The 17,442-nt window shown below is 57.0% G+C and carries 17 protein-coding genes; 10 read left to right on the top strand and 7 right to left on the bottom strand.

Annotated elements, in window-relative coordinates:
* Positions 1-80: 80 nt before the first annotated feature.
* Both Q672_RS31170 and Q672_RS31165 read right to left on the bottom strand, forming a co-directional pair.
* Positions 81-1,094, bottom strand: a complete 1,014-nt coding sequence (locus Q672_RS31170) for a hypothetical protein (protein WP_022986459.1) — start codon at positions 1,092-1,094, stop codon at positions 81-83.
* The gene (locus Q672_RS31165) at positions 1,078-2,571 is read right to left on the bottom strand and encodes an adenylate/guanylate cyclase domain-containing protein (protein ID WP_022986458.1); all 1,494 of its coding nucleotides are present in this window, start codon (positions 2,569-2,571) and stop codon (positions 1,078-1,080) included. The genes Q672_RS31170 and Q672_RS31165 overlap by 17 nt, the downstream gene beginning before the upstream one ends.
* A gap of 174 nt (positions 2,572-2,745) precedes the next feature.
* Between Q672_RS31165 and Q672_RS31160 the strand changes: the two genes are divergently transcribed.
* Both Q672_RS31160 and Q672_RS31155 read left to right on the top strand, forming a co-directional pair.
* Positions 2,746-3,711 (top strand): alpha/beta fold hydrolase, encoded by a 966-nt coding sequence (locus Q672_RS31160; RefSeq protein ID WP_022986457.1) that lies wholly within the window; start codon positions 2,746-2,748, stop codon positions 3,709-3,711.
* Positions 3,701-4,174 carry a nucleoside triphosphate pyrophosphohydrolase family protein gene (locus tag Q672_RS31155; protein WP_022986456.1) on the top strand — a complete coding sequence of 158 codons (474 nt, stop codon included), beginning with the start codon at positions 3,701-3,703 and terminating at the stop codon, positions 4,172-4,174. Before Q672_RS31160 ends, Q672_RS31155 begins: the two co-directional genes overlap by 11 nt.
* 177 nt (positions 4,175-4,351) lie before the next feature.
* Here Q672_RS31155 and Q672_RS31150 read toward each other — a convergent pair whose 3' ends face one another.
* Positions 4,352-6,358, bottom strand: coding sequence for an SDR family oxidoreductase (locus Q672_RS31150; RefSeq protein WP_022986455.1), 2,007 nt, complete (start codon positions 6,356-6,358; stop codon positions 4,352-4,354).
* A gap of 249 nt (positions 6,359-6,607) precedes the next feature.
* On the opposite strand from Q672_RS31150, the gene Q672_RS31145 reads away from it, so the two are divergent.
* The 6 genes from Q672_RS31145 (at position 6,608) to Q672_RS31120 (ending at position 11,295) form a co-directional block, all read left to right on the top strand.
* A complete protein-coding gene (locus Q672_RS31145) occupies positions 6,608-7,240 on the top strand; it encodes a TetR family transcriptional regulator (protein WP_031226955.1) in 633 nt (210 codons plus the stop codon).
* A gap of 122 nt (positions 7,241-7,362) precedes the next feature.
* Positions 7,363-7,680 carry a hypothetical protein gene (locus Q672_RS31140; RefSeq protein ID WP_022986453.1) on the top strand — a complete coding sequence of 106 codons (318 nt, stop codon included), beginning with the start codon at positions 7,363-7,365 and terminating at the stop codon, positions 7,678-7,680.
* A gap of 99 nt (positions 7,681-7,779) precedes the next feature.
* Positions 7,780-8,457 carry a nitroreductase gene (locus tag Q672_RS31135; RefSeq protein WP_022986452.1) on the top strand — a complete coding sequence of 226 codons (678 nt, stop codon included), beginning with the start codon at positions 7,780-7,782 and terminating at the stop codon, positions 8,455-8,457.
* Between the two features lie 58 nt (positions 8,458-8,515).
* Entirely contained in the window at positions 8,516-8,878 is a 363-nt protein-coding gene (locus Q672_RS31130) for a putative quinol monooxygenase (protein ID WP_022986451.1), read from the top strand.
* Positions 8,879-9,004: 126 nt separating this feature from the next.
* Entirely contained in the window at positions 9,005-9,934 is a 930-nt protein-coding gene (locus Q672_RS31125; protein WP_022986450.1) for an AAA family ATPase, read from the top strand.
* Positions 9,934-11,295: a VWA domain-containing protein gene (locus Q672_RS31120; protein ID WP_022986449.1), complete on the top strand. Its 1,362-nt coding sequence runs from the start codon at positions 9,934-9,936 to the stop codon at positions 11,293-11,295. The genes Q672_RS31125 and Q672_RS31120 overlap by 1 nt, the downstream gene beginning before the upstream one ends.
* Here Q672_RS31120 and Q672_RS31115 read toward each other — a convergent pair.
* Positions 11,292-13,709: a hybrid sensor histidine kinase/response regulator gene (locus Q672_RS31115; protein ID WP_022986448.1), complete on the bottom strand. Its 2,418-nt coding sequence runs from the start codon at positions 13,707-13,709 to the stop codon at positions 11,292-11,294. The genes Q672_RS31120 and Q672_RS31115 overlap by 4 nt on opposite strands.
* A gap of 128 nt (positions 13,710-13,837) precedes the next feature.
* On the opposite strand from Q672_RS31115, the gene Q672_RS31110 reads away from it, so the two are divergent.
* Positions 13,838-14,389: a porin family protein gene (locus Q672_RS31110; RefSeq protein ID WP_022986447.1), complete on the top strand. Its 552-nt coding sequence runs from the start codon at positions 13,838-13,840 to the stop codon at positions 14,387-14,389.
* A gap of 65 nt (positions 14,390-14,454) precedes the next feature.
* Here the strand turns inward: Q672_RS31110 and Q672_RS31105 are convergent, their stop codons facing one another.
* Together Q672_RS31105 and Q672_RS31100 are read right to left on the bottom strand one after the other, a co-directional pair.
* On the bottom strand, positions 14,455-15,795 hold the full coding sequence (locus tag Q672_RS31105) for an ABC1 kinase family protein (RefSeq protein ID WP_022986446.1): 1,341 nt from the start codon (positions 15,793-15,795) through the stop codon (positions 14,455-14,457).
* A gap of 191 nt (positions 15,796-15,986) precedes the next feature.
* Positions 15,987-16,415, bottom strand: a complete 429-nt coding sequence (locus Q672_RS31100; protein WP_022986445.1) for a phasin family protein — start codon at positions 16,413-16,415, stop codon at positions 15,987-15,989.
* Between the two features lie 255 nt (positions 16,416-16,670).
* Between Q672_RS31100 and Q672_RS31095 the strand changes: the two genes are divergently transcribed.
* The gene (locus Q672_RS31095; protein ID WP_022986444.1) at positions 16,671-17,051 is read left to right on the top strand and encodes a hypothetical protein; all 381 of its coding nucleotides are present in this window, start codon (positions 16,671-16,673) and stop codon (positions 17,049-17,051) included.
* A 12-nt stretch (positions 17,052-17,063) separates the two neighbouring features.
* Here Q672_RS31095 and Q672_RS31090 read toward each other — a convergent pair whose 3' ends face one another.
* Positions 17,064-17,282 carry a hypothetical protein gene (locus Q672_RS31090; protein ID WP_022986443.1) on the bottom strand — a complete coding sequence of 73 codons (219 nt, stop codon included), beginning with the start codon at positions 17,280-17,282 and terminating at the stop codon, positions 17,064-17,066.
* Positions 17,283-17,442 lie beyond the last annotated feature (160 nt).

Below are 17,442 nucleotides of genomic sequence, written 5' to 3'. Positions count from 1 at the left end.
CCTGTAAAAACGCGCCGTTGGCGCGTTTTTTAGGGTGGCTTGCCAGGGGGCGGAACCCGGGGAGTTGTAGCCCGCTCTTCTCAGGATTGTTGTAGGCTGCGCAGGTTAGTAAGCACCCGGCGGCTTCGCTCCAGTTTCTTGTTCAGCTCTTCATCGTTGGGGTAGAGCGGGGCGACCTGTTTCCAGATTCGGTAGGCTTCCTTGTACTGACCGCGGGCATAAAGGGCTTCACCGGTATTCATTTCTTCAGCGAAGCGGCGGCGAGCCCATTGTTCCAGTCGTTGGCGATGGCTGGTTAGGGCAGGGTTATCTCGATGCTTGTCGAGAAAGCTGCGCGCCGCAAGCAGTGACTGGAGCTGGCCGTTGCGCTGGTATCGGGCCATTAGCAGTTCAGCCTCGGTTTGCAGGGCGCGGTTGCGCTTTGCCCGTGCTTGTTGATCGGCGTCGTTGAGTACTTGCTGGGCGCGAGCCAACTGCGGCGAAGGAGGGAGATCAGGAGCCAGTTGATGCGCGTAACGAAGGAGGTCGCGTGCCTGGATCCACTGCTGACGGTCGGCGAAGTATTCGCCGAGGCGGGTCAGGTCGGCCACGAGCAGGGTGTGCTCCTCATCAAGGCGGTGTTTTTCTGCTTTGGCTCGAGGGTCATGAAAGCTGGCCAGTCGTTCGCCAAGACGCTGTGTTTCCAGCATGGAGCGGGCCTGTGCTTCGCGTCGTTCTGCCAGTAACTGATTGAGCTGGGCGCCCTCCCATAGAGACAGGGTGGCAGTGAGCTCGTCGATGGCAGAAGGGTCGATCACCTTGTCACGGTGGCCCTGCAACAAGGCGAAAGCATCATCCCATTGCTGTTTGCGACCCAGGGCTTCGGCTTCGATGACCAGTCGTTGGCGGTACTCCTTGCTGGCCAGAAGGATGCCCTCGTATTGGGTCTGCAGCATTTCGTATTGCGCGTGCTTGGGACTGGTGTTGTCGACGATGCTGGCGGCCCGGGCATAGTCATGCTCTGCCAGTGCGTCGCTGACGTCCTGTTCCGGGTTGCCGAGGGTGGCGCAGCCGCTTAAGGCCAGCGCGCAGAGCAGACTACTCGCCTTGTGCACGTTGATGCTCCGCACTCAGTCTTGCCAGAAACTGCGCAATACGCTGTTCCATGAGGGTTTCGGACAGCGCATGGACGCCATCAATACGGAAGGTGCTGACGGGGTCGGTCTTGCCGCGAATGCGCATGGCGCCGAACTCTGTTGCCCGCACGCGGGAAGCAATATTGGGGTTGGCCAGTAGCGGTGAGGCCGCGATGATTTCGTTGCCGCCGGCCATGTTGGAAAGGCGAGAGGCCAGATTGACCGCATCGCCAACGACGGTGTACTGCATGCGGTCCCGTGAGCCCAGATTGCCAGCCAGCATATCGCCAGAGTTGATGCCGATACGGAATTCTACCGTGGTGTGGCCGTTGGCCTGCCGGTATTCGTTCAGGCGTTCTACCAGTCGCTGGATCATGACCGCACAGCAGAGTCCGTGGAACAGGTGTTCGTCGTCCTTTTCCGGTACGCCGAACACGATCATGGCGCAGTCGCCCATGTATTTGTCGATGGTGCCCCGATAAAAGCTGGTGGCGGTGGTGATAGCATCAAAATAGACGTTGAGCATATCGGCGATGGCGTCTGGCGCCAGGCTTTCTGACAGGCGGGTAAAGCCGACGATATCGGCAAATACCACGGTGGCTTGAACATCGCGTCCACCCAGTTGTACCTGGTCCAGGTCTGCCATCATGTTGCGTGCGACGGAAGGGCTGACAAAACGCTGAAGGACCCGCTCCACCTGCTCTTTCTCGAGCATCCCGTGAGCCATGGTGTTATAGGCTTCTATGAGTCCGCCGATTTCGTCATTGCGGCGGTCCTGAATACGGTAATTCAGGTCGCCCTTGCGCATGGCGCTGGTGGCGGCAAGCAGATCCTGAATCGGTTGGGCGAGCCGGCGGCTAATTACGAATGCGACGATGATGGCGATGATGCTCATGATCAGGGTGGCCGTAATCATGGTATCGCGTACCGCTTCCCTGGCCGCCATGATGGGACGATCAGACAGGGAAATGGCGGTGTACCCTGCCACCAGTTCTCCCACCGGGATCGGGGAGTAGTAGGTGGTTACAGGTTCGTTTTCCAGGTTCCAGCGGCGCACAGGTTCCTGCAGGGGGGTTGCCGCCAGCGGCAGGATGCCTGCCTTGTCGATCAGGCCGCCTTCGCGGTTGAACAGGGCGGCGCCACGCACGCTTTCGCTGCGGGTGAGGTTATTGAGCTGGACCTTCAGGAAAAAGGTGTCGTCGGCGAGCAGGGGTTCGCGGGCCGTATTGGCCAGTTGCTGGGCAATAGCAGCCCCGAAGCTGTCAGCCTGATCGCGCATACGGCTGAGCTGATTGTTCAGTAGCAGGGTGCCGAGGATGGTCATCCCACAAAGAATCAGCAAGGAAATGGACAGGCCCAGTTTCCACGCAACGGGAAAATAATCGGGCACATAGGGAGCCACCCACTCGCCAAGGCGAGTGCGCAGTGTGTGTTGCTGTCCTGTCTCGTCAGTCACGGCGCATCCTTGTTTCATGCCTAAACGAGTAGGCGACAGGCTTGCCTGGCGGCAGGCATGCTGTCACATTCAATGGGGTCACCCTTGTTTCTTATGCTAACAATAGCATTTTCGTCGGGGCGGGTAAGTAGCCGTCTGACGGTTTTTGAACTGGGCTCAGATTAGGAAGAGAGTATGGCATTTACGCAGGAGCGAAAGGTGGCCGCCAACGGCCTTGAATTCTTTGTGGCAGAAGCGGGTGAGCCCGGTAAGCCACTGGTGTTGTGCCTGCACGGGTTTCCGGAGTGCTGGGCTTCCTGGCGCTATCAACTGCCGGTGCTCGCTCAGTCGGGTTACTACGCCGTGGCCCCGGATCTGCGTGGTTATGGCTATACCGGTGGCCCCAAAGACGTGGCTGCCTACCGTAACAGCCAGCTGGTCGAAGACGTCATCGGCCTGATCGATGCCCTGGGTTATGACAGTGCCATCCTGGTAGCCCATGACTGGGGATGTGGGCTGGCCTGGCAGGTGGCAAGACGATACCCAAAGCGTATCAATGCGCTCGTCGGCATGTCTGTTCCCTATGGAGGTCCCGCCCCGGTGGCGCCAACCGTGGCCATGCACAAGCTGTTCAGGGACGGGTTCTTCTACATGCTCTATTTTCAGCAACCGGCGGTGCCTGAAGCGGAGCTGGAACAGGATGTGACGCGCAGCCTGAAGCTGGTGTTCCACAGTCTCTCTTCAGAGGGTATCCAGGACTATCGTCCGGCGCCGGATAACACGGCCTTCTTGCAGGGTATGCCAGAACCGGAGGAGCAGCCGCGATGGATGCGCGACGAAGATCTCGCCTATTACGTTGAGCGTTTCGAGCACAGCGGTTTTACCGGGCCGATCAATTGGTACCGGGCGATGGACCTCTCATGGGAAGAAGAGCGGGATGATGACAACTGGGAAATCCCGGTGCCCACTTTATTCCTTGGGGGAATGCAGGACCCGGTCATCCAGTTCGGACAGAAGGCGCTGCAGCGCATGCCGGATTATGTCCCGGATCTGCGTACCGTGCTGATCGATCAGTGTGGTCACTGGATTCAAATGGAGCAGGCGGCGGAAGTAAACCGGGAAATTCTGGCGTTTCTTGAGGAGGTTGAGGGTGGCCGATAGCAGTAATTTTGACCGAGTGGGTGAGTTCCATCAGGCCTTTTCCCTGCCTGTAGAGTCTCGGCCTGTCGTGCCGGATGATCGAACTATCCGGTTGCGTCTGGCGTTGCTGCTGGAAGAGTTTCATGAGCTGGCGGATGCCACTTGCCAGCAGCCCTCTGCTGCCCAGCGTGCCTTCCTGGATACCCTGTCGCGTGCCCGGGAGCAGCTTGAGTTGCTGACCGACTTCAATGTCGATCTTGTGGAAGTGGCCGATGCGCTGACGGATATCAACTACGTGACCTATGGTGCGGGTCATACCTTCGGGATTGACCTTAACGCCACCTGTGAAGAAGTGCATCGCAGTAACATGAGCAAGTTGGGGGCCGATGGGAAACCGGTGAAAGATGACCGTGGCAAGGTCCTCAAGGGGCCAGACTATTCCCCACCAGATTTGCAGCAGGTGCTGGAGAGAGCCGCGGGGTAAGAATAGACCGTCTCTGAAAGTAGCGGGAAACTGATCTGAATCAATGCAGGAGTGGTGGCGGTTAGCGACTATAGCTGCGGGACATGGTCCCGCTGCGTATGCTTCCGGTTGTCTCCGGAACATTTCAGGCCCCGCGTGTCGGGGCCTTTTCTTTTGGTGCCTGCGCAGTAAGTGTTGTTACCAGTGAATCCCCTTGAACAAGCGGGAGAAGGCGGCCTGTTCCCGGCTGATCTTTTTCGGTGTGCCTTCCTTGCCGCCGAGCGCCGCGGCGGAATCCGAAAAGAGTTTGTAGCCGGTGTTCATGATCGTTTCCGTGACCTTGGGGGTAAGGAAATGCATGACCTGGCCCATGATTCCCAGGTTGGTCGCAATGCGTTTCGGTTGGCGCACAATGGCGTCACAGATCATGTCGGCCGCCTGGGTCGGGCTGATGGTGGGTACGTGGTTGTAGATCTTGGTCGGTGCAATCATCGGCGTGCGTACCAGGGGCATATTGATCGTCGTAAAGCGAATCCCCTCGTGCGCCAGCTCGCTGGATGCACAGCGGGTGAAGGCATCCAGTGCCGCCTTGGATGCCACGTAGGCAGAAAAGCGGGGGGCATTGGTCAGTACGCCGATGCTGGAGATATTGATCACATGGCCGCCGCCGCGCTCAATCATGGCGGGCATCAGTTGCATGATTAACCGCAGTGCGCCGAAATAATTGAGCTGCATGGTACGTTCGTAATCGTGGAAGCGATCAAAGGAGTGCACCACGGAACGACGGATAGAGCGGCCCGCATTGTTGACCAGTACATCCACGTGGCCGTGGTCGGCAATCACCTGTTGGACCAGCTGATCCACGCTGTTGAGATCGGAGACATCGCAGCTGTAGGCCTGCGCCGTTCCGCCAAGCTGGTCAATCTCATGCAGGGTTTCATCCAGTTTTTCTGCGGTACGAGCGACCACCAGTACAGTGGCGCCGGCCCGTGCCAGCTTCAGGGCGGTGGCCTTGCCGATACCTGATGTGGCACCGGTGACCATGACCACCTTGCCTTCCACTCGTTCCGGCAGGGTGGGCAGGGGCTGGAGTTCATCCTTGCGCTCGCCGCGGTCCGGATCCAGATGGTTTTCCCAGAAGTCCCAGAGTTGCTGGATGTAGGTTTCCAGCTCCGGCGCCTCGATACCGGTATTTGCCAGGGCGTTGCGGCTACGGCGGTTGTCATAGTCGGTCGGGAAAGTCAGAAACTTCATTGCCGACGGGGGGATATCCAGGTTTTCCAGTGCGGCGTTGACCACCATTTTCGGCGTCATGGCACTGACACCCTTCTTGACGATGCCGGGTACGACATCGAACAGGCTGTTATCGAGTTTGACTGCCCAGCGTGGCGCCTGCGCCGCGCCGGCAATCACATCCATGATTTCGCCAAGCGAATAGGAGCGGTCCGCGGTGAGATGAAAACACTCGCCGTCGCCCTGCTCCTGGTGGGCGATGTGGTCGAGTGCATCCGCGACAAAATCTACAGGCACAATGTTGAACTTGCCGCCTTCGACACCCACCAGCGGAATCCAGTTGGGCAGCACATCCTTGAGCTTCTGTATCAGTTTGAACAGGTAATAGGGGCCGTCGACCTTGTCCATTTCGCCGGTTTCAGAATGCCCCACCACCATGGAGGGACGGTAGATTCGCCAGGGGAGCTTGCTTTCCTGCCGTACCAGTGCCTCGGACTCATGTTTGGTCAGCAGGTACGGGTCATCCAGACCGGTGGCTTCATCGAACATGTCTTCGGTGAAGGTGCCATCGTATAGTCCGGCGGCGGCAATGGAAGAGACGTGATGGAAACACGAGGCTTCCAGTTTCTCGGCCAGCTTGAGGGTCTGCCGGGTGCCTTCGATGTTGGTGTAACGCTGTGTGTTCTCATCGGCGGTCAAATCGTAAATGGCGGCCAGATGAAAGAAGTGGTCGATCTGGCCTTTCAGGTCGTCCTGATCGCGTTTGCTGATGCCGAGTAACTTGTCGTTGATGTCGCCATGAATGGCTACCAGTTGGTCGGGACTGGCCCCCAGTCGGCGGCGCAGGGCGTCAAGCTTGTATTCCGAGCCTGAGCGGACAAGCGCGAACACCCGGGTGTCGTCGCGTTTAAGCAGGCGGGCCACCAGAAAACGACCAATAAACCCTGTGGCACCGGTAATGAAATAGTTCATGTATAACCCCTTGTTGCTTCCCTGCTGCCCGTTTGCAATGGGCAGTCTGTGTTGTAGCGCGTTCGATTCTCACAGTTCGATAGTGCGCCGACCATCCGGCAAGTGCCAAACTTCTTGCCTTACATTTGTAAGCTGGATTTTGTTTCACCTAACAAGTGTTTGTCAAAGTTTATTTTGTAATCGCCTTGTTATTGCCAATTGACCCGTATTCATGGGAATATGAAACTAACAGTTGTTAGTGGTACGGTTATGGCTGAGACGGCGCGACAGCGACAAAAACGGCAAACTCGCGAGCGAATTCTGACGGCGGCACGCTCGCTCATGGCAGGCGGGCGAGGTCTGGATAGTCTCGGCTTGCGTGAAGTTGCCCGAGAAAGCGAGTTGGCGGCAACGTCACTCTATAACCATTTTCCCGATATGGAGGCGCTTGGGCTGGCGCTGATCGATTCCTGTTGTTTTCGGTTGCGCTCGGCGATGGAGTACGAGCGCCGCAGTATGATCGAGATTGGCCCGGCCCAGGCGGTGAGAGAGCTGGTTCAGCGCTTCGTTCGTTATCTGGACGAGAACGGCAATGACTTTCGCTTGTTGGTGCAGCAGCGGCTGGGAAGCCACGATCGTTATCGATCGCGAATTCAGCGCGAGCTGCAGCTATTGGTCGATGAGCTGGCGGATGATGTGGGCCAGGCGGTCGCCGCCCGGGGCGGCGATCCTGTCCCCGCCGAGCAGGAAGCAGAAGCGGCCATCGCGATAATGTTTGGCGCTGGCATCTCCATGCTGGATGCCGGTGCTGCAGCCCGCAAGGTGTTGGCGGAGCATGCTTGTTTGCAGCTGGAGATGATGGCGCTGGGAGGGCGGGCCATGGCCGCTGGATACCGCTTGTAGGTGTCAGCTTTGTGTCAGCAGAGCAATATCCTTGTAGTTTGTGACGTGATTCGTAGGTTTTTGACAATTTTTGCACTACAAAAGGGCATCTTCGAGCAGCTGGCCACAACAGGGAGGTGGTGATGGCGTTTGATCCCAGGGACCCATACGATGCCGCGGCCCTCTACGACATGTGGCTGAACTGCAGTCGCTGCCCCACGTCTTTCGATTATGAGCCTGGTGGGGATATCGATCTGGACTACTATCATCGTATCGGCCAGCAGGCGCGTGTCGAGAATTGGGCCGTCCTCCCCGCCCGTAGCCAGGGCGATGAGCTGATGTTCAATGTCCTTTGTCCGGTGTGTGCTGACCGCCTTGGTGTCAGTGGTTGTGATGGCCGCATGGAGCTGGCGGCGCCAGTCATCGACCAGATTTGCCGCGCCATGCGCCTGGCCTCCTGAATTCCGGTTTTTCCTGCCCTGATCCTGAGCGTTCCTGTCATCGCCCTGTGTGCATTGGGTCGTTAGACTCCGCTAAAACCCTGACCGGAGTATCCCATTATGAATGCCGATTCCATGTCCCTGGCTGATGCCCTCAAACAGCGTCGTTCCGTACGCGGTTTTCTCGACAAGCCAGTGCCTCAGGATGTACTGGAATCGGTGTTTTCTCTGGCTCAGCATGCACCCTCCAACTGCAATATTCAGCCTTGGCAGGTGTGGGTAGCGAGTGGCCAGGTGCGGGATGCCTTGCGTGAGCGCATGGTGGACAAGGTCAGTCGCGGTGTGCCGTTTGCGCCGGATTATGAAAGCTTGCCCCGTTTCGACGGCGTCTATCGTCAGCGCCAGGTCGATTGCGCGATGGAATTGTACGGCAGCATGGGGATCGCCCGTGAAGACCGGGAAGGGCGCCAGCGGGCCGAGTTGCGCAATTTTCAGTTATTTGATGCCCCTCATGTCGTGTTTATCGGCATGGAGAAGCAGTTCGGCGTGACGGTGGCGCTGGATGTGGGGATGTATATTCAGTCCTTGCTGCTGACGATGACCGCTCATGGACTGGGGGCGTGTGCCCAGGGGAGTATGCGTTACTACCCGGATGATGTCCGTGAGCTGCTGGAGATTCCGGAGTCCACGGCGATCGTGCTGGGTATCAGTTTTGGGTATGAAGATCCGGAGATCGCCGCTAATCGTACCCGCGTTGGCCGGGTGCCGCTGGGCGAGTCGGTGCGTTTCTGCGGCTGACAGACGAGCAGGGCGGTATTGTGCTAGAATGGTCGTTTTCCCGGCAAAGCAGACCTGCATGATCATCGTTAAAGGCTCGTTTCCTATCAAGTCCGACCAGCAACCTGAAGCGCTGGAGCTGGTGCAGCAATTGGCCAGCGCCTCACGCAAGGAACAGGGCTGTCTTGCCTACGAGGTCTATGTGCAGGCGGATGAGCCCCGAGTGATCATGGTTTGGCAGCAATGGCGTTGCCTGGACTCCCTGGAGGTTCATTTCGGATCCGAGCATGTGGATGCGTTTCTGGATGCGATCCCCGACCTTATTGATGGTGAGGTGAGTTCTGCCCGTTTTGATGTCAGCGGTGTGGACGGGGAGCCGGTCGTGGATGAGCCTCAAGACATTGCACCTGTGGTGCTGGCGGACAACATTACCCTGCATTGATTTACCCCCCCCTTTTTTTTGTCCAATTCGATCATTTCGTTTTGTGCAGCGGGCCTGTCGCCCGCTGCCATGCCCTTTCCGGCTAATCTGCGCTAGTCTGCTTGGTTCGTACAGGCAGGAGCGTGCATGAAAACCCGTATCGAATCCGTAGAAGACATTGTCAGCAGTTTTGCCGGGCAGGGGTATATCTGTAGCGAACAGGTGGCGCTGGCGATTTATCTGGCGGCGCAGCTGAACAAGCCGGTACTGGTGGAGGGGCCGCCCGGAGTCGGCAAGACTGAGCTGGCCAAGGCGGCGTCGGCTTTTCTGGAGGCACCGCTGATTCGTTTGCAGTGCTATGAAGGGCTGGATGAAAGTCGCGCACTGTATGAGTGGAAGTATGGCAAGCAGTTGCTGTACACCCAGTTATTGCGCGACAAGCTGGGCAGCATGCTGGCGGATACCGACAGTCTGGATGCCAGCATGGCAAGACTGGGCGATCTCGGTGAAGCCTTCTACAGCGATACCTTTCTTGAACCTCGTCCCTTGTTGCAAGCGCTTCGCAGCGACGAACCGGCGGTATTGTTGATTGACGAGATCGACAAGGCGGATCAGGAATTCGAGGCATTCCTGCTGGAGCTGTTATCGGATTTCCAGATTTCTATTCCTGAGCTGGGTACCGTCAGAGCGAAGCATCAGCCACTGGTGCTCCTCACCAGTAATGATCAGCGTGAACTGTCTGACGCCCTCAAGCGCCGCTGCCTCCACCTCTATATCCCCTATCCGGCCCCGGAGCTGGAGTCGCAGATCGTTTCAGCCCGGGTGCCGGAGCTGGATGGCCAGCTGCGTGATCAGCTGGTGGCGTTTATCCAGTACCTGCGCGAACAGGACATGAAGAAATTGCCGGCCATCTCGGAAACCCTCGATTGGGCCCGTGCGCTGGTGCTGTTGCATGCTGACAGCCTGTCGCAGGAGCTGGTGGCCGATACCCTGAATCTGGTACTGAAGACCGAGCAGGATGTGACGTTGGCACGGGAGTTGTTGCCGGGCTGGTTACGCAAGTTCGGGAAGCGTTGATGCCGGTTCGTCGACTATCGGAGTTTATTCGTGCCCTGCGCGGTGCGGGGCTGCGTATTTCACCGGATGAAGCCTCTCAGGCCATGGAGGCGGTGGCTCTGGTGGGGTATGAAGGGCGTGCGCGGTTCCATGATGCGCTGTCTGTGACTCTGGTTAAGGCGGAGCAGGACCGGCTGGCGTTTGAAACCACTTTCAGTCGCTTCTTTGATGGCGAAACCGCTGAGCAGGGAGCAGATGGCCGGGAAAGTGACTCTGTCGGCGATGCCGCGTCGATACTGCCAGCGGATCTTCTGGCTCAGATGCCTGACGAGATACAGTCCCTGCTCAATGCGGATGCCAACGCGTTGAGTCAGACCATGGCAGAAGCCGCGGCGGCCATGAATTTCACCGACATGCAGGTGATCACCCAGCAAGGACTCTACACCCGGCGCCTGCTCATGAGCATGGGAATGGGAGCCGTGGATGATCAGGTTATCCAGCTAAGTCAGGGCTCGGCGACCCAGCAAGCCCAGGCGGACCAGTTGCGGGAGTGGCGTGGCCGGGTGCGTGAGCAGGCCAGCGGCTTGGTGCGCCGCCAGTTTTTGCTGCATGGCACCGGCTATGGTCGCGAGTTGCGTGAGCAGACCATGCGCGCGGTAGCGTTCAGGGATCTTCGTGAATTTCGGGAAGTGCAGGCGCTGGTGCGAAAGATGGCTCGGCGGCTCGCCAGCCTGCACCAGCGTCGTCTCAAACGCAGTCGCCGCGGTCGCCTGGATGGCCGTCGTACGCTGTCGGGCAGTTTGCGTCATGACGGTGTGCCAGCGCAGCTTCACTGGCAGCAAATGCCGCCGCGCAAGAGCCGTATCATGGTGATCTGTGATGTCTCCAGTTCGGTCAGCGAACCCGCCCGTTTTTTGCTCCAGTTTCTTTACGCGCTTAACGATGTGTTGCCACAGGTACGTAGCTTTGCTTTTGCGTCACGGTTTGATGAGGTGACGGAAGATTTCAGTCGTTACTCCCCGGATGTGGCGGTTGGCCGGGTGCTGGACAGATTATCCGGCAGCGGTACCGATTACGGCCAGATGTTCGAGGCATTCTGGCGCCGTTGCGAGCGTCAGCTGGATCGGCATACCACAGTGATTATTCTTGGCGATGCCCGGAATAATGCCCTGCCAGAAGGGGCGCAGACCCTGGCGCAAATTCGCCGCAGGGTGCGCCAGGTATGGTGGCTGAATCCCGAAGCCCGCTCACAGTGGAACAGTGGCGACGCGGTGATGGACCGCTACTTGCCCTATTGTCGCGAGGCGCACCGTTGCGCCAACCTGAATGATCTTGAGCGAGCGGTGGATCGTCTGTTGTTGTCGCTTAAACGGTCGGATTAATGCTTGCTGGTGAGCCGGATATCCGGATCACGCAGTATTTGTCTTAAGGTATTTCGCAGGCGCTCCATGTTGATGGGTTTGGCAAGGTGGCCAACCATTCCTGCGTCATGACAGGCTTGAATCTTGTCGGGTACGGCGTGCGCGGTAAGGGCGACAATCGGGGTGGAGGGTAGCCTCTTTTCTTTCTGAAGCCGGAGTATGGATCTTGATGTTTCAAAGCCGTCCATTTCCGGCATTTCGCAATCCATTAGCACAATGTCGAATGGTTCGGTCGCCGACAACAGGACTGCGATGGCCTCCATACCACTCTCGGCGACCTCTGTGGTGAACCCAAGCTTTCGACATAGGCCCTCGGCTACCATCAGATTGATGTGATTGTCATCGACAATCAGCAGGCGTCCACCTGAATGCGAAGTGTAAGGCTCGGCGTTGTCGGAGGAGGATAGCTGAGTACCTTCCCGCGTTTGTGGCAGCGGGAGTCGGAACCAGAAGCGTGATCCTTCCCCGCGCTGGCTTTGCACCCCAATCTCCCCGCCCATAATCTCGACCAGTTGTCGGCAAATGGCCAGCCCCAAACCGGTGCCGCCGTAGCGGCGACTGGTGGAACTGTCGCCTTGCTGAAAATGGTCAAACAGATTGTTGAGTTGCTCCGGGCTAATGCCGATGCCGGTGTCGCGCACTTCAAAGTAGACATAATCCCGGTTCTGGTTATCTCTTTGGGCCGAGAGGCTGATTTCGCCATTGTCCGTGAACTTGACGGCATTACTAATCAGGTTCACCAGAATCTGGCGAAGTCGTACGGGGTCGCCCATGCAGTAGCTTCCAAGGTCGTCTGCCAGGGTGATAGTAAGTAGGTTGGAGTGCACGCGCGCCTTGTGCTGGAACAGTGCCATGCTGTCCTCTATTAGCGTGTCGAGGGCAAAACTGGTTTGCTCGATAGGCATCTTGCCCGCTTCGATGCGTGAATAATCGAGGATGTCGTTGATCAGGTTCAGCAGGCTGTTGCCTGATTGTTCGATGACATGGATATTGTGCTTTTGCTCCTCGTTCATGGGGGTGCCTTTAAGCATGTCCACCGTGCCGATGATGCCGTTCAGAGGGGTGCGAATTTCGTGACTCATAACGGCAAGAAATTCACTGCGAGCGCTCAGGGCGGTGTTCAGCTCCCGGGTGCGCTCTTCAACGCGCTTTTCGAGAGCCTCATTGGCTTCACGTTGAATCCTGGCATTTTCGCTCTTCAGCACAGTCATTCTGTGTGCGAGGGCAAATGACAGCAAGACAGCCTCAAGGAAGGTGCCAAGTTGCATGGCGTTTTCCAGTAGCCAGCCGCCTTCAAGTAACTGAAACGACTTAAGTACATACAATAGTGTGGCAGTCGCCACGGCCAGAAAAGCCAGCAGGAAATAGCGGGCCGGGCTGTAGCCCTGGAGGATCAGCCAAACCGCAAGAGCTGCTGCGATCAGTGGCCAGGGAAAAACGATGGCGGTAGAGATCTGAATCGCAATGTGAAAATTCAGTAGCGTAAAGGGGGACAGGAGGATCAGTGCCCAGGCGATGATGGTGATGCCGCGATGGATTCGTGGGGCGCGACTTTTCAGGTCAAGAAACAGTGTGGTAAACAGCAGGGAAAAGGCCAGGGTAAGCAGGTTCAGTATTGGGAGGGAGTAGTGATTCCAGAGGGTGGCGTCTGGCCACAGCCATTGATAACCCAGGCCCTCGCGAGTGAACAAGTTAAGCCCGAAAGTCCCAAGGTAAAGCACGTATAAGAGGTAGCTGCTGTCCCGTATGGAGAAAAACAGCAACAAGTTAAACAGGCACATGGCGATAATGGCGCCGTAATAGAGCCCGTAAAAAATGGAAAGTTGGTTGTCTTGCTGATTGAAGGCTGCTGGTGCGCTAAGTGTTAATGGCATTTCAATTACATTGTCGCCTTGAGCGCGAAGCAGCAGGAAACGTTGACTGTTTTCTGGAAGCGTTAGCAAGGTCACCAAATGATAATGCGGGAATTCCCGTAGACTGAAAGGCACGCGATCACCCAGGCGCTGATGGTCCAGGGCTGTGCCATGCTCATCAAAGAGGTAGAGATCAAGGTAATCCAAATGCGGCCGTCCCATACGCAGAAACCAAAACGGCAGTGGTGTCTGGTTTTCCAGCGATACGAGAAACCACTGGAATCCCTGCTGAAAGCCCAGAGCGGGGTAGTCCCCGTGGAGCTGCGTGCCGTTGCCATTCTTGAGCGCGGTGAGTGCGGATTCGGGGGTATGGCTATGGCGGGGGTCGGATAGCCAGTGCATCCCGTCGGCAGCTTCATAGCGATCTTGTCCCCCGTTAAGGGTGACAGTGTGGCCAAGCGAAGTCAGCAGCAGTAGCGGCACCAGCAGTGCCAGGCCCAGCAAGACGCGTCCCTTTGTCATTCCCGATCCTGTTATCGCTGTTATGTGGATCCTGAAAAGTCTGTTTTTACAGAATTTACCGGATCTTCAGGAACTGTACGACCTATTACGTCTCGAAAACCATGACTTAACGGAAAAGGAGTCTCGTAATGAAAGTCATGATTCGTGGTGTTTTAGTGCTGTCCTGTTCCATGTTGGCGGCTCAGGGGGCCTATGCCGCAGGGCCTTACATTGGCGGTAACTACAGTCAGATTCAGTACGACAACGAAGAGTTTGATTCCGATACGCTCAAGATTGATGCTGCTACCGTGAATGCCGGTTTTGAGTTTACCGATTTTCTGGCACTGGAAGCCCGTGGTGGTGTCGGCGTTGATGAAGACAGCCAGGGTATTGTCGACTTTGAAATGGATCACCTCTACGGGGGTTACCTGAAGCTGGGTGCACCCATTGGTGAAAACCTGCGCCCTTACATCATTGGTGGTTATACCAAGGTCAAAGGCAAGGTATCTGCAAATGGCGATATTGCTGGCGTGAACTATTCCTACAGCGACACCGAGACCTTTGAGGATGAATCCTACGGTGCTGGCCTGGATTTCAACTTTACTGACACCTTTGGTGCGAATCTGGAATACATGCGCTACGTCGATACCGATGAAGAAGAGATTTCCGGTATCAGTGTGGGTCTGCGCTCCGCCTTCTAATCCGGCGTTGAGCCAACCCTCTTGCAAGAAAAGCCCCGCACTGCGGGGCTTTCTTTTTGCTTGTCTCAGTGTTCGGGGCGAGGGTCACTCTGCAGTGCTCGCTCCAGGTTGGGCCGGAAGGCGGCAACGACGCCCAGATGCATCAATGTCCAGTAGTGCCCGCTGACCACGCGTTCTATCAGCAGACTACGCGGGGAGGGCTGGAATTTCATCATCTGTTCCAGTGAAGTACGTTTTACCTGTTTAAGAATGTCTGTGTGCAATTGGGAGCGGGCAAAGTCGAAGGGTTCCCGCGAAAAGGCACGCAGCAGGAGCTCGATCCAGGTGGCGTAGAAGTCGCCGCTTACGTCGCTGTCGTGTTTGCGGGCGCCAAGTCTCTGCAGTTGCTGATCCAGGGTTTCCCATTCTTCCTTTATGGCGCTGGTCACGATGTCGCGGAGCAGTTGCGCATCCTGTGAGGGCAGGCGCTTCACTGCGCCAAAGTCATACATCACGATGGTGCCGTCCGGGCGAAAGGCAAAATTGCCGGGGTGGGGATCGCAGTGCACGGCGCGGAATTCAAAGATCTGCTGGCCAATGGCATCAAACAGTCGCTCGCCCAGCAGGTTGCGGGTGTCCTGGTCAAAGCCGTTGCGGTTGTTGACGTCGTCCAGCGCGATGCCGTCTTCGCGGCTCAGAGTGAGCACTCGCTCGCTGGATAGCTCCCTGTATACGCGTGGGATCACCAGCCACGGCTGGTCTGCATGGCGTTGCCGAAACTCATCCAGATTGGCGGCTTCCTGACAGTAGTCCAGTTCTTCATGGAGCTGGTTACGAATTTCCTGAAAAACACCGTCCAGGGCGGCTTCATCGACCTTCAGCAAGCTGCCAAGGCGCAGAATGCGTCGCAGGTGCTTCATGTCCGAGTCGATGGATTCCTTGACGGCGGGGTACTGCACCTTGACCACCACTTCGTCACCCTCATGGGTGGTGGCGTGGTGGACCTGGCCAATGGAGGCAGCCGCAAAGGGCGTTTCTTCGAAGCGGGAGAAGAGGCTGTCGATCGTGTCTCCGAGCTCCTTTTCCAGCTGACGACGGATGACATGGAATGGCATGGGGGCGGAAGCGTTTTGCAACACCTTGAGTTGTTCGCTGATCTCCCGGGGCAGGATGTCCTGCATCTGGGACGCGATCTGGCCCACTTTCATGACCGCCCCTTTCATCTCTCCCAGGGTGGCGGCCACTTCCTTGCCGATGTGCTGCATCAGCTTTTCCCGGTCTGCGGCCTTGGCGGCATCGGACTGAAACAGGCCTTTGACCTGATGTCCTGCTACACGTGTGGCTACCGAGGTGGTCATGCCGGCAAGGCGGAACAGGCGGCCGGTCGTGGAGGTGGGGCGTTTTTTACGGCGGGGCTGGTCAGCCATGGTCCCTCGCGTAAGCAGTAGCGTGTGTTGTCGGCATTATGCTTCAACGGTAGACCGGCCATCACGGGCTGTACAGGGGGAAAAGAGGCCAGAAGGCGGTTATTTCGGAAGGCTGGCAAGTTGTCAGGCAAAAGAAAGGGGCCAAATCAGGCCCCTAAAAGGAGAGTAACAACAGATATAAGGAAACAGAATCAGCTACGTTTCTGTCCGGCAGAAACCAGATCGTTGAACAGTTTCTCGCCTTCTTCACGTGCGGTGGCAACAGCGCCCAGGCCGGCCAGCACGAATTCGTTGGTTGCGTCGGCTTTTTCGCCACGCTCTTTCTTGCCTGCTTCGATCAGTTTCTCATACAGGGCCTGGCGCTTTTCCGGTGCGCTGTCGAGCAGTTCACGGGCCGCTTGCAGAGCGCCACGACCGGCCAGCAGGGCTTTCGGTTTGCCTTCCGCATCTTCACCGTAGGCAGCAGAGCCTGCTTCTACATACTTGTTCAGCAGGTCTTCGGAGTTCTCTTCAGCTTTGTCGTAAGCGCCGAGGCCAGCCAGGTACAGCTTGTTGCCCAGGTCCTTGGCACGATTTACCAGAGATTCGCTTTGTTCGCGCAGATCTTTCAGCTCGCCCATGGGGTTAATTCCTTGCATTGTCCGGTGTAAAAGAAAATTTGGTTGCAGTCAGTGTGTGGACTGCACGAGGATGAGATTAAGACCCGTGAGCTATCCTGGTGGCATTTTCTGTCTGACAATTGTACATGGGGGTAATGGCAGGGAACTTCCAAGGTGTGATATCCATCAATGTCAGTACGCCAAGTCATACGTGGTCGCCATTTATTCGCATGCGTACACTGGCAAGAAAGACTGTACCGGTTTAGAGAGAGCGGAATGATAGAGAAATTCATTGCCAAGGTGCCTGGCCGAATTTGGGCGGATGGGCGTCCTGCCAAGGCGCGCCAATGGGAAGCGGAATTCAATGTGGCGTCCTGGGTCAGGGTGGCTGGTGCTGCGGGCCAGGTACAGCTGGTGGTTCGCTACATCGATAGCAAATCTGAAAAAGCGGTGGTAGTCGATACTGCTGACGTTGGCGGGGAAGGTAGTGCGTTGCTATCCGGATCCATTCGCTTGAAGCTTTCCGCGGACGTGGAGCAGGTGCAGATTTCCTTGCGCTTGAGTGACCCAGGCATGACCCACGTGGTTGAAGAGCTGTTTATGCAGCGCCGCGGCGCTGCACTCAAGAGTTCGGACAAGCTGATTTCCAACTACTAGATTTTCTGCTTGCTATCCCTGCCGGCGGGTCTGTTCCGGCAGGCAGGCAATTGTCGGGGCGACCTTTTGGGTTGTCCCATTGTTAGCCGATGCACTGTCCTGTGCGTTCTGTGTCTCTGCGTGGTTAACCAGCGATTCCGGCCAGCTATCAAAATCCAGCCCGGTTACCCGATTCAGATTATCCAGTGCCTGCTCTGGTCGCAGTGTGTTCAATTTCAGAATCTTGCTCATGGCACAGAGTCCCTGTGTTTGCCTGCAGGGATAAAAGCGAGAACTGTGCCAGTCTTGTGAAATAAATTTTATTGTTATATTTCATGGGGTTAAAAGTGTTGCCGTGCGAATGATCACATTTTGGCGGCGAGTCTCGGCAGCAAGTGACAATTTTGGTAAC

The sequence above is a fragment of the Alcanivorax sp. P2S70 genome (assembly GCF_000475295.1).
GTDB lineage: Bacteria > Pseudomonadota > Gammaproteobacteria > Pseudomonadales > Alcanivoracaceae > Alcanivorax > Alcanivorax profundi.
The sequence above is the reverse complement of the archived record's forward strand: the minus strand, read 5'-3'. Positions and strand labels throughout refer to the sequence as shown.

Excerpts from the sequence above, each read along its gene's own strand:
- Q672_RS31160 (WP_022986457.1), top strand. The coding sequence starts at position 2,746 with ATGGCATTTACGCAGGAGCGAAAGGTGGCCGCCAACGGCCTTGAATTC.
- Q672_RS31150 (WP_022986455.1), bottom strand. The coding sequence starts at position 6,358 with ATGAACTATTTCATTACCGGTGCCACAGGGTTTATTGGTCGTTTTCTG.
- Q672_RS31145 (WP_031226955.1), top strand. The coding sequence starts at position 6,608 with ATGGCTGAGACGGCGCGACAGCGACAAAAACGGCAAACTCGCGAGCGA.
- Q672_RS31140 (WP_022986453.1), top strand. The coding sequence starts at position 7,363 with ATGGCGTTTGATCCCAGGGACCCATACGATGCCGCGGCCCTCTACGAC.
- Q672_RS31135 (WP_022986452.1), top strand. The coding sequence starts at position 7,780 with ATGAATGCCGATTCCATGTCCCTGGCTGATGCCCTCAAACAGCGTCGT.
- Q672_RS31130 (WP_022986451.1), top strand. The coding sequence starts at position 8,516 with ATGATCATCGTTAAAGGCTCGTTTCCTATCAAGTCCGACCAGCAACCT.
- Q672_RS31125 (WP_022986450.1), top strand. The coding sequence starts at position 9,005 with ATGAAAACCCGTATCGAATCCGTAGAAGACATTGTCAGCAGTTTTGCC.
- Q672_RS31120 (WP_022986449.1), top strand. The coding sequence starts at position 9,934 with ATGCCGGTTCGTCGACTATCGGAGTTTATTCGTGCCCTGCGCGGTGCG.
- Q672_RS31115 (WP_022986448.1), bottom strand. The coding sequence starts at position 13,709 with ATGACAAAGGGACGCGTCTTGCTGGGCCTGGCACTGCTGGTGCCGCTA.
- Q672_RS31110 (WP_022986447.1), top strand. The coding sequence starts at position 13,838 with ATGAAAGTCATGATTCGTGGTGTTTTAGTGCTGTCCTGTTCCATGTTG.
- Q672_RS31105 (WP_022986446.1), bottom strand. The coding sequence starts at position 15,795 with ATGGCTGACCAGCCCCGCCGTAAAAAACGCCCCACCTCCACGACCGGC.
- Q672_RS31100 (WP_022986445.1), bottom strand. The coding sequence starts at position 16,415 with ATGGGCGAGCTGAAAGATCTGCGCGAACAAAGCGAATCTCTGGTAAAT.
- Q672_RS31095 (WP_022986444.1), top strand. The coding sequence starts at position 16,671 with ATGATAGAGAAATTCATTGCCAAGGTGCCTGGCCGAATTTGGGCGGAT.
- Q672_RS31090 (WP_022986443.1), bottom strand. The coding sequence starts at position 17,282 with ATGAGCAAGATTCTGAAATTGAACACACTGCGACCAGAGCAGGCACTG.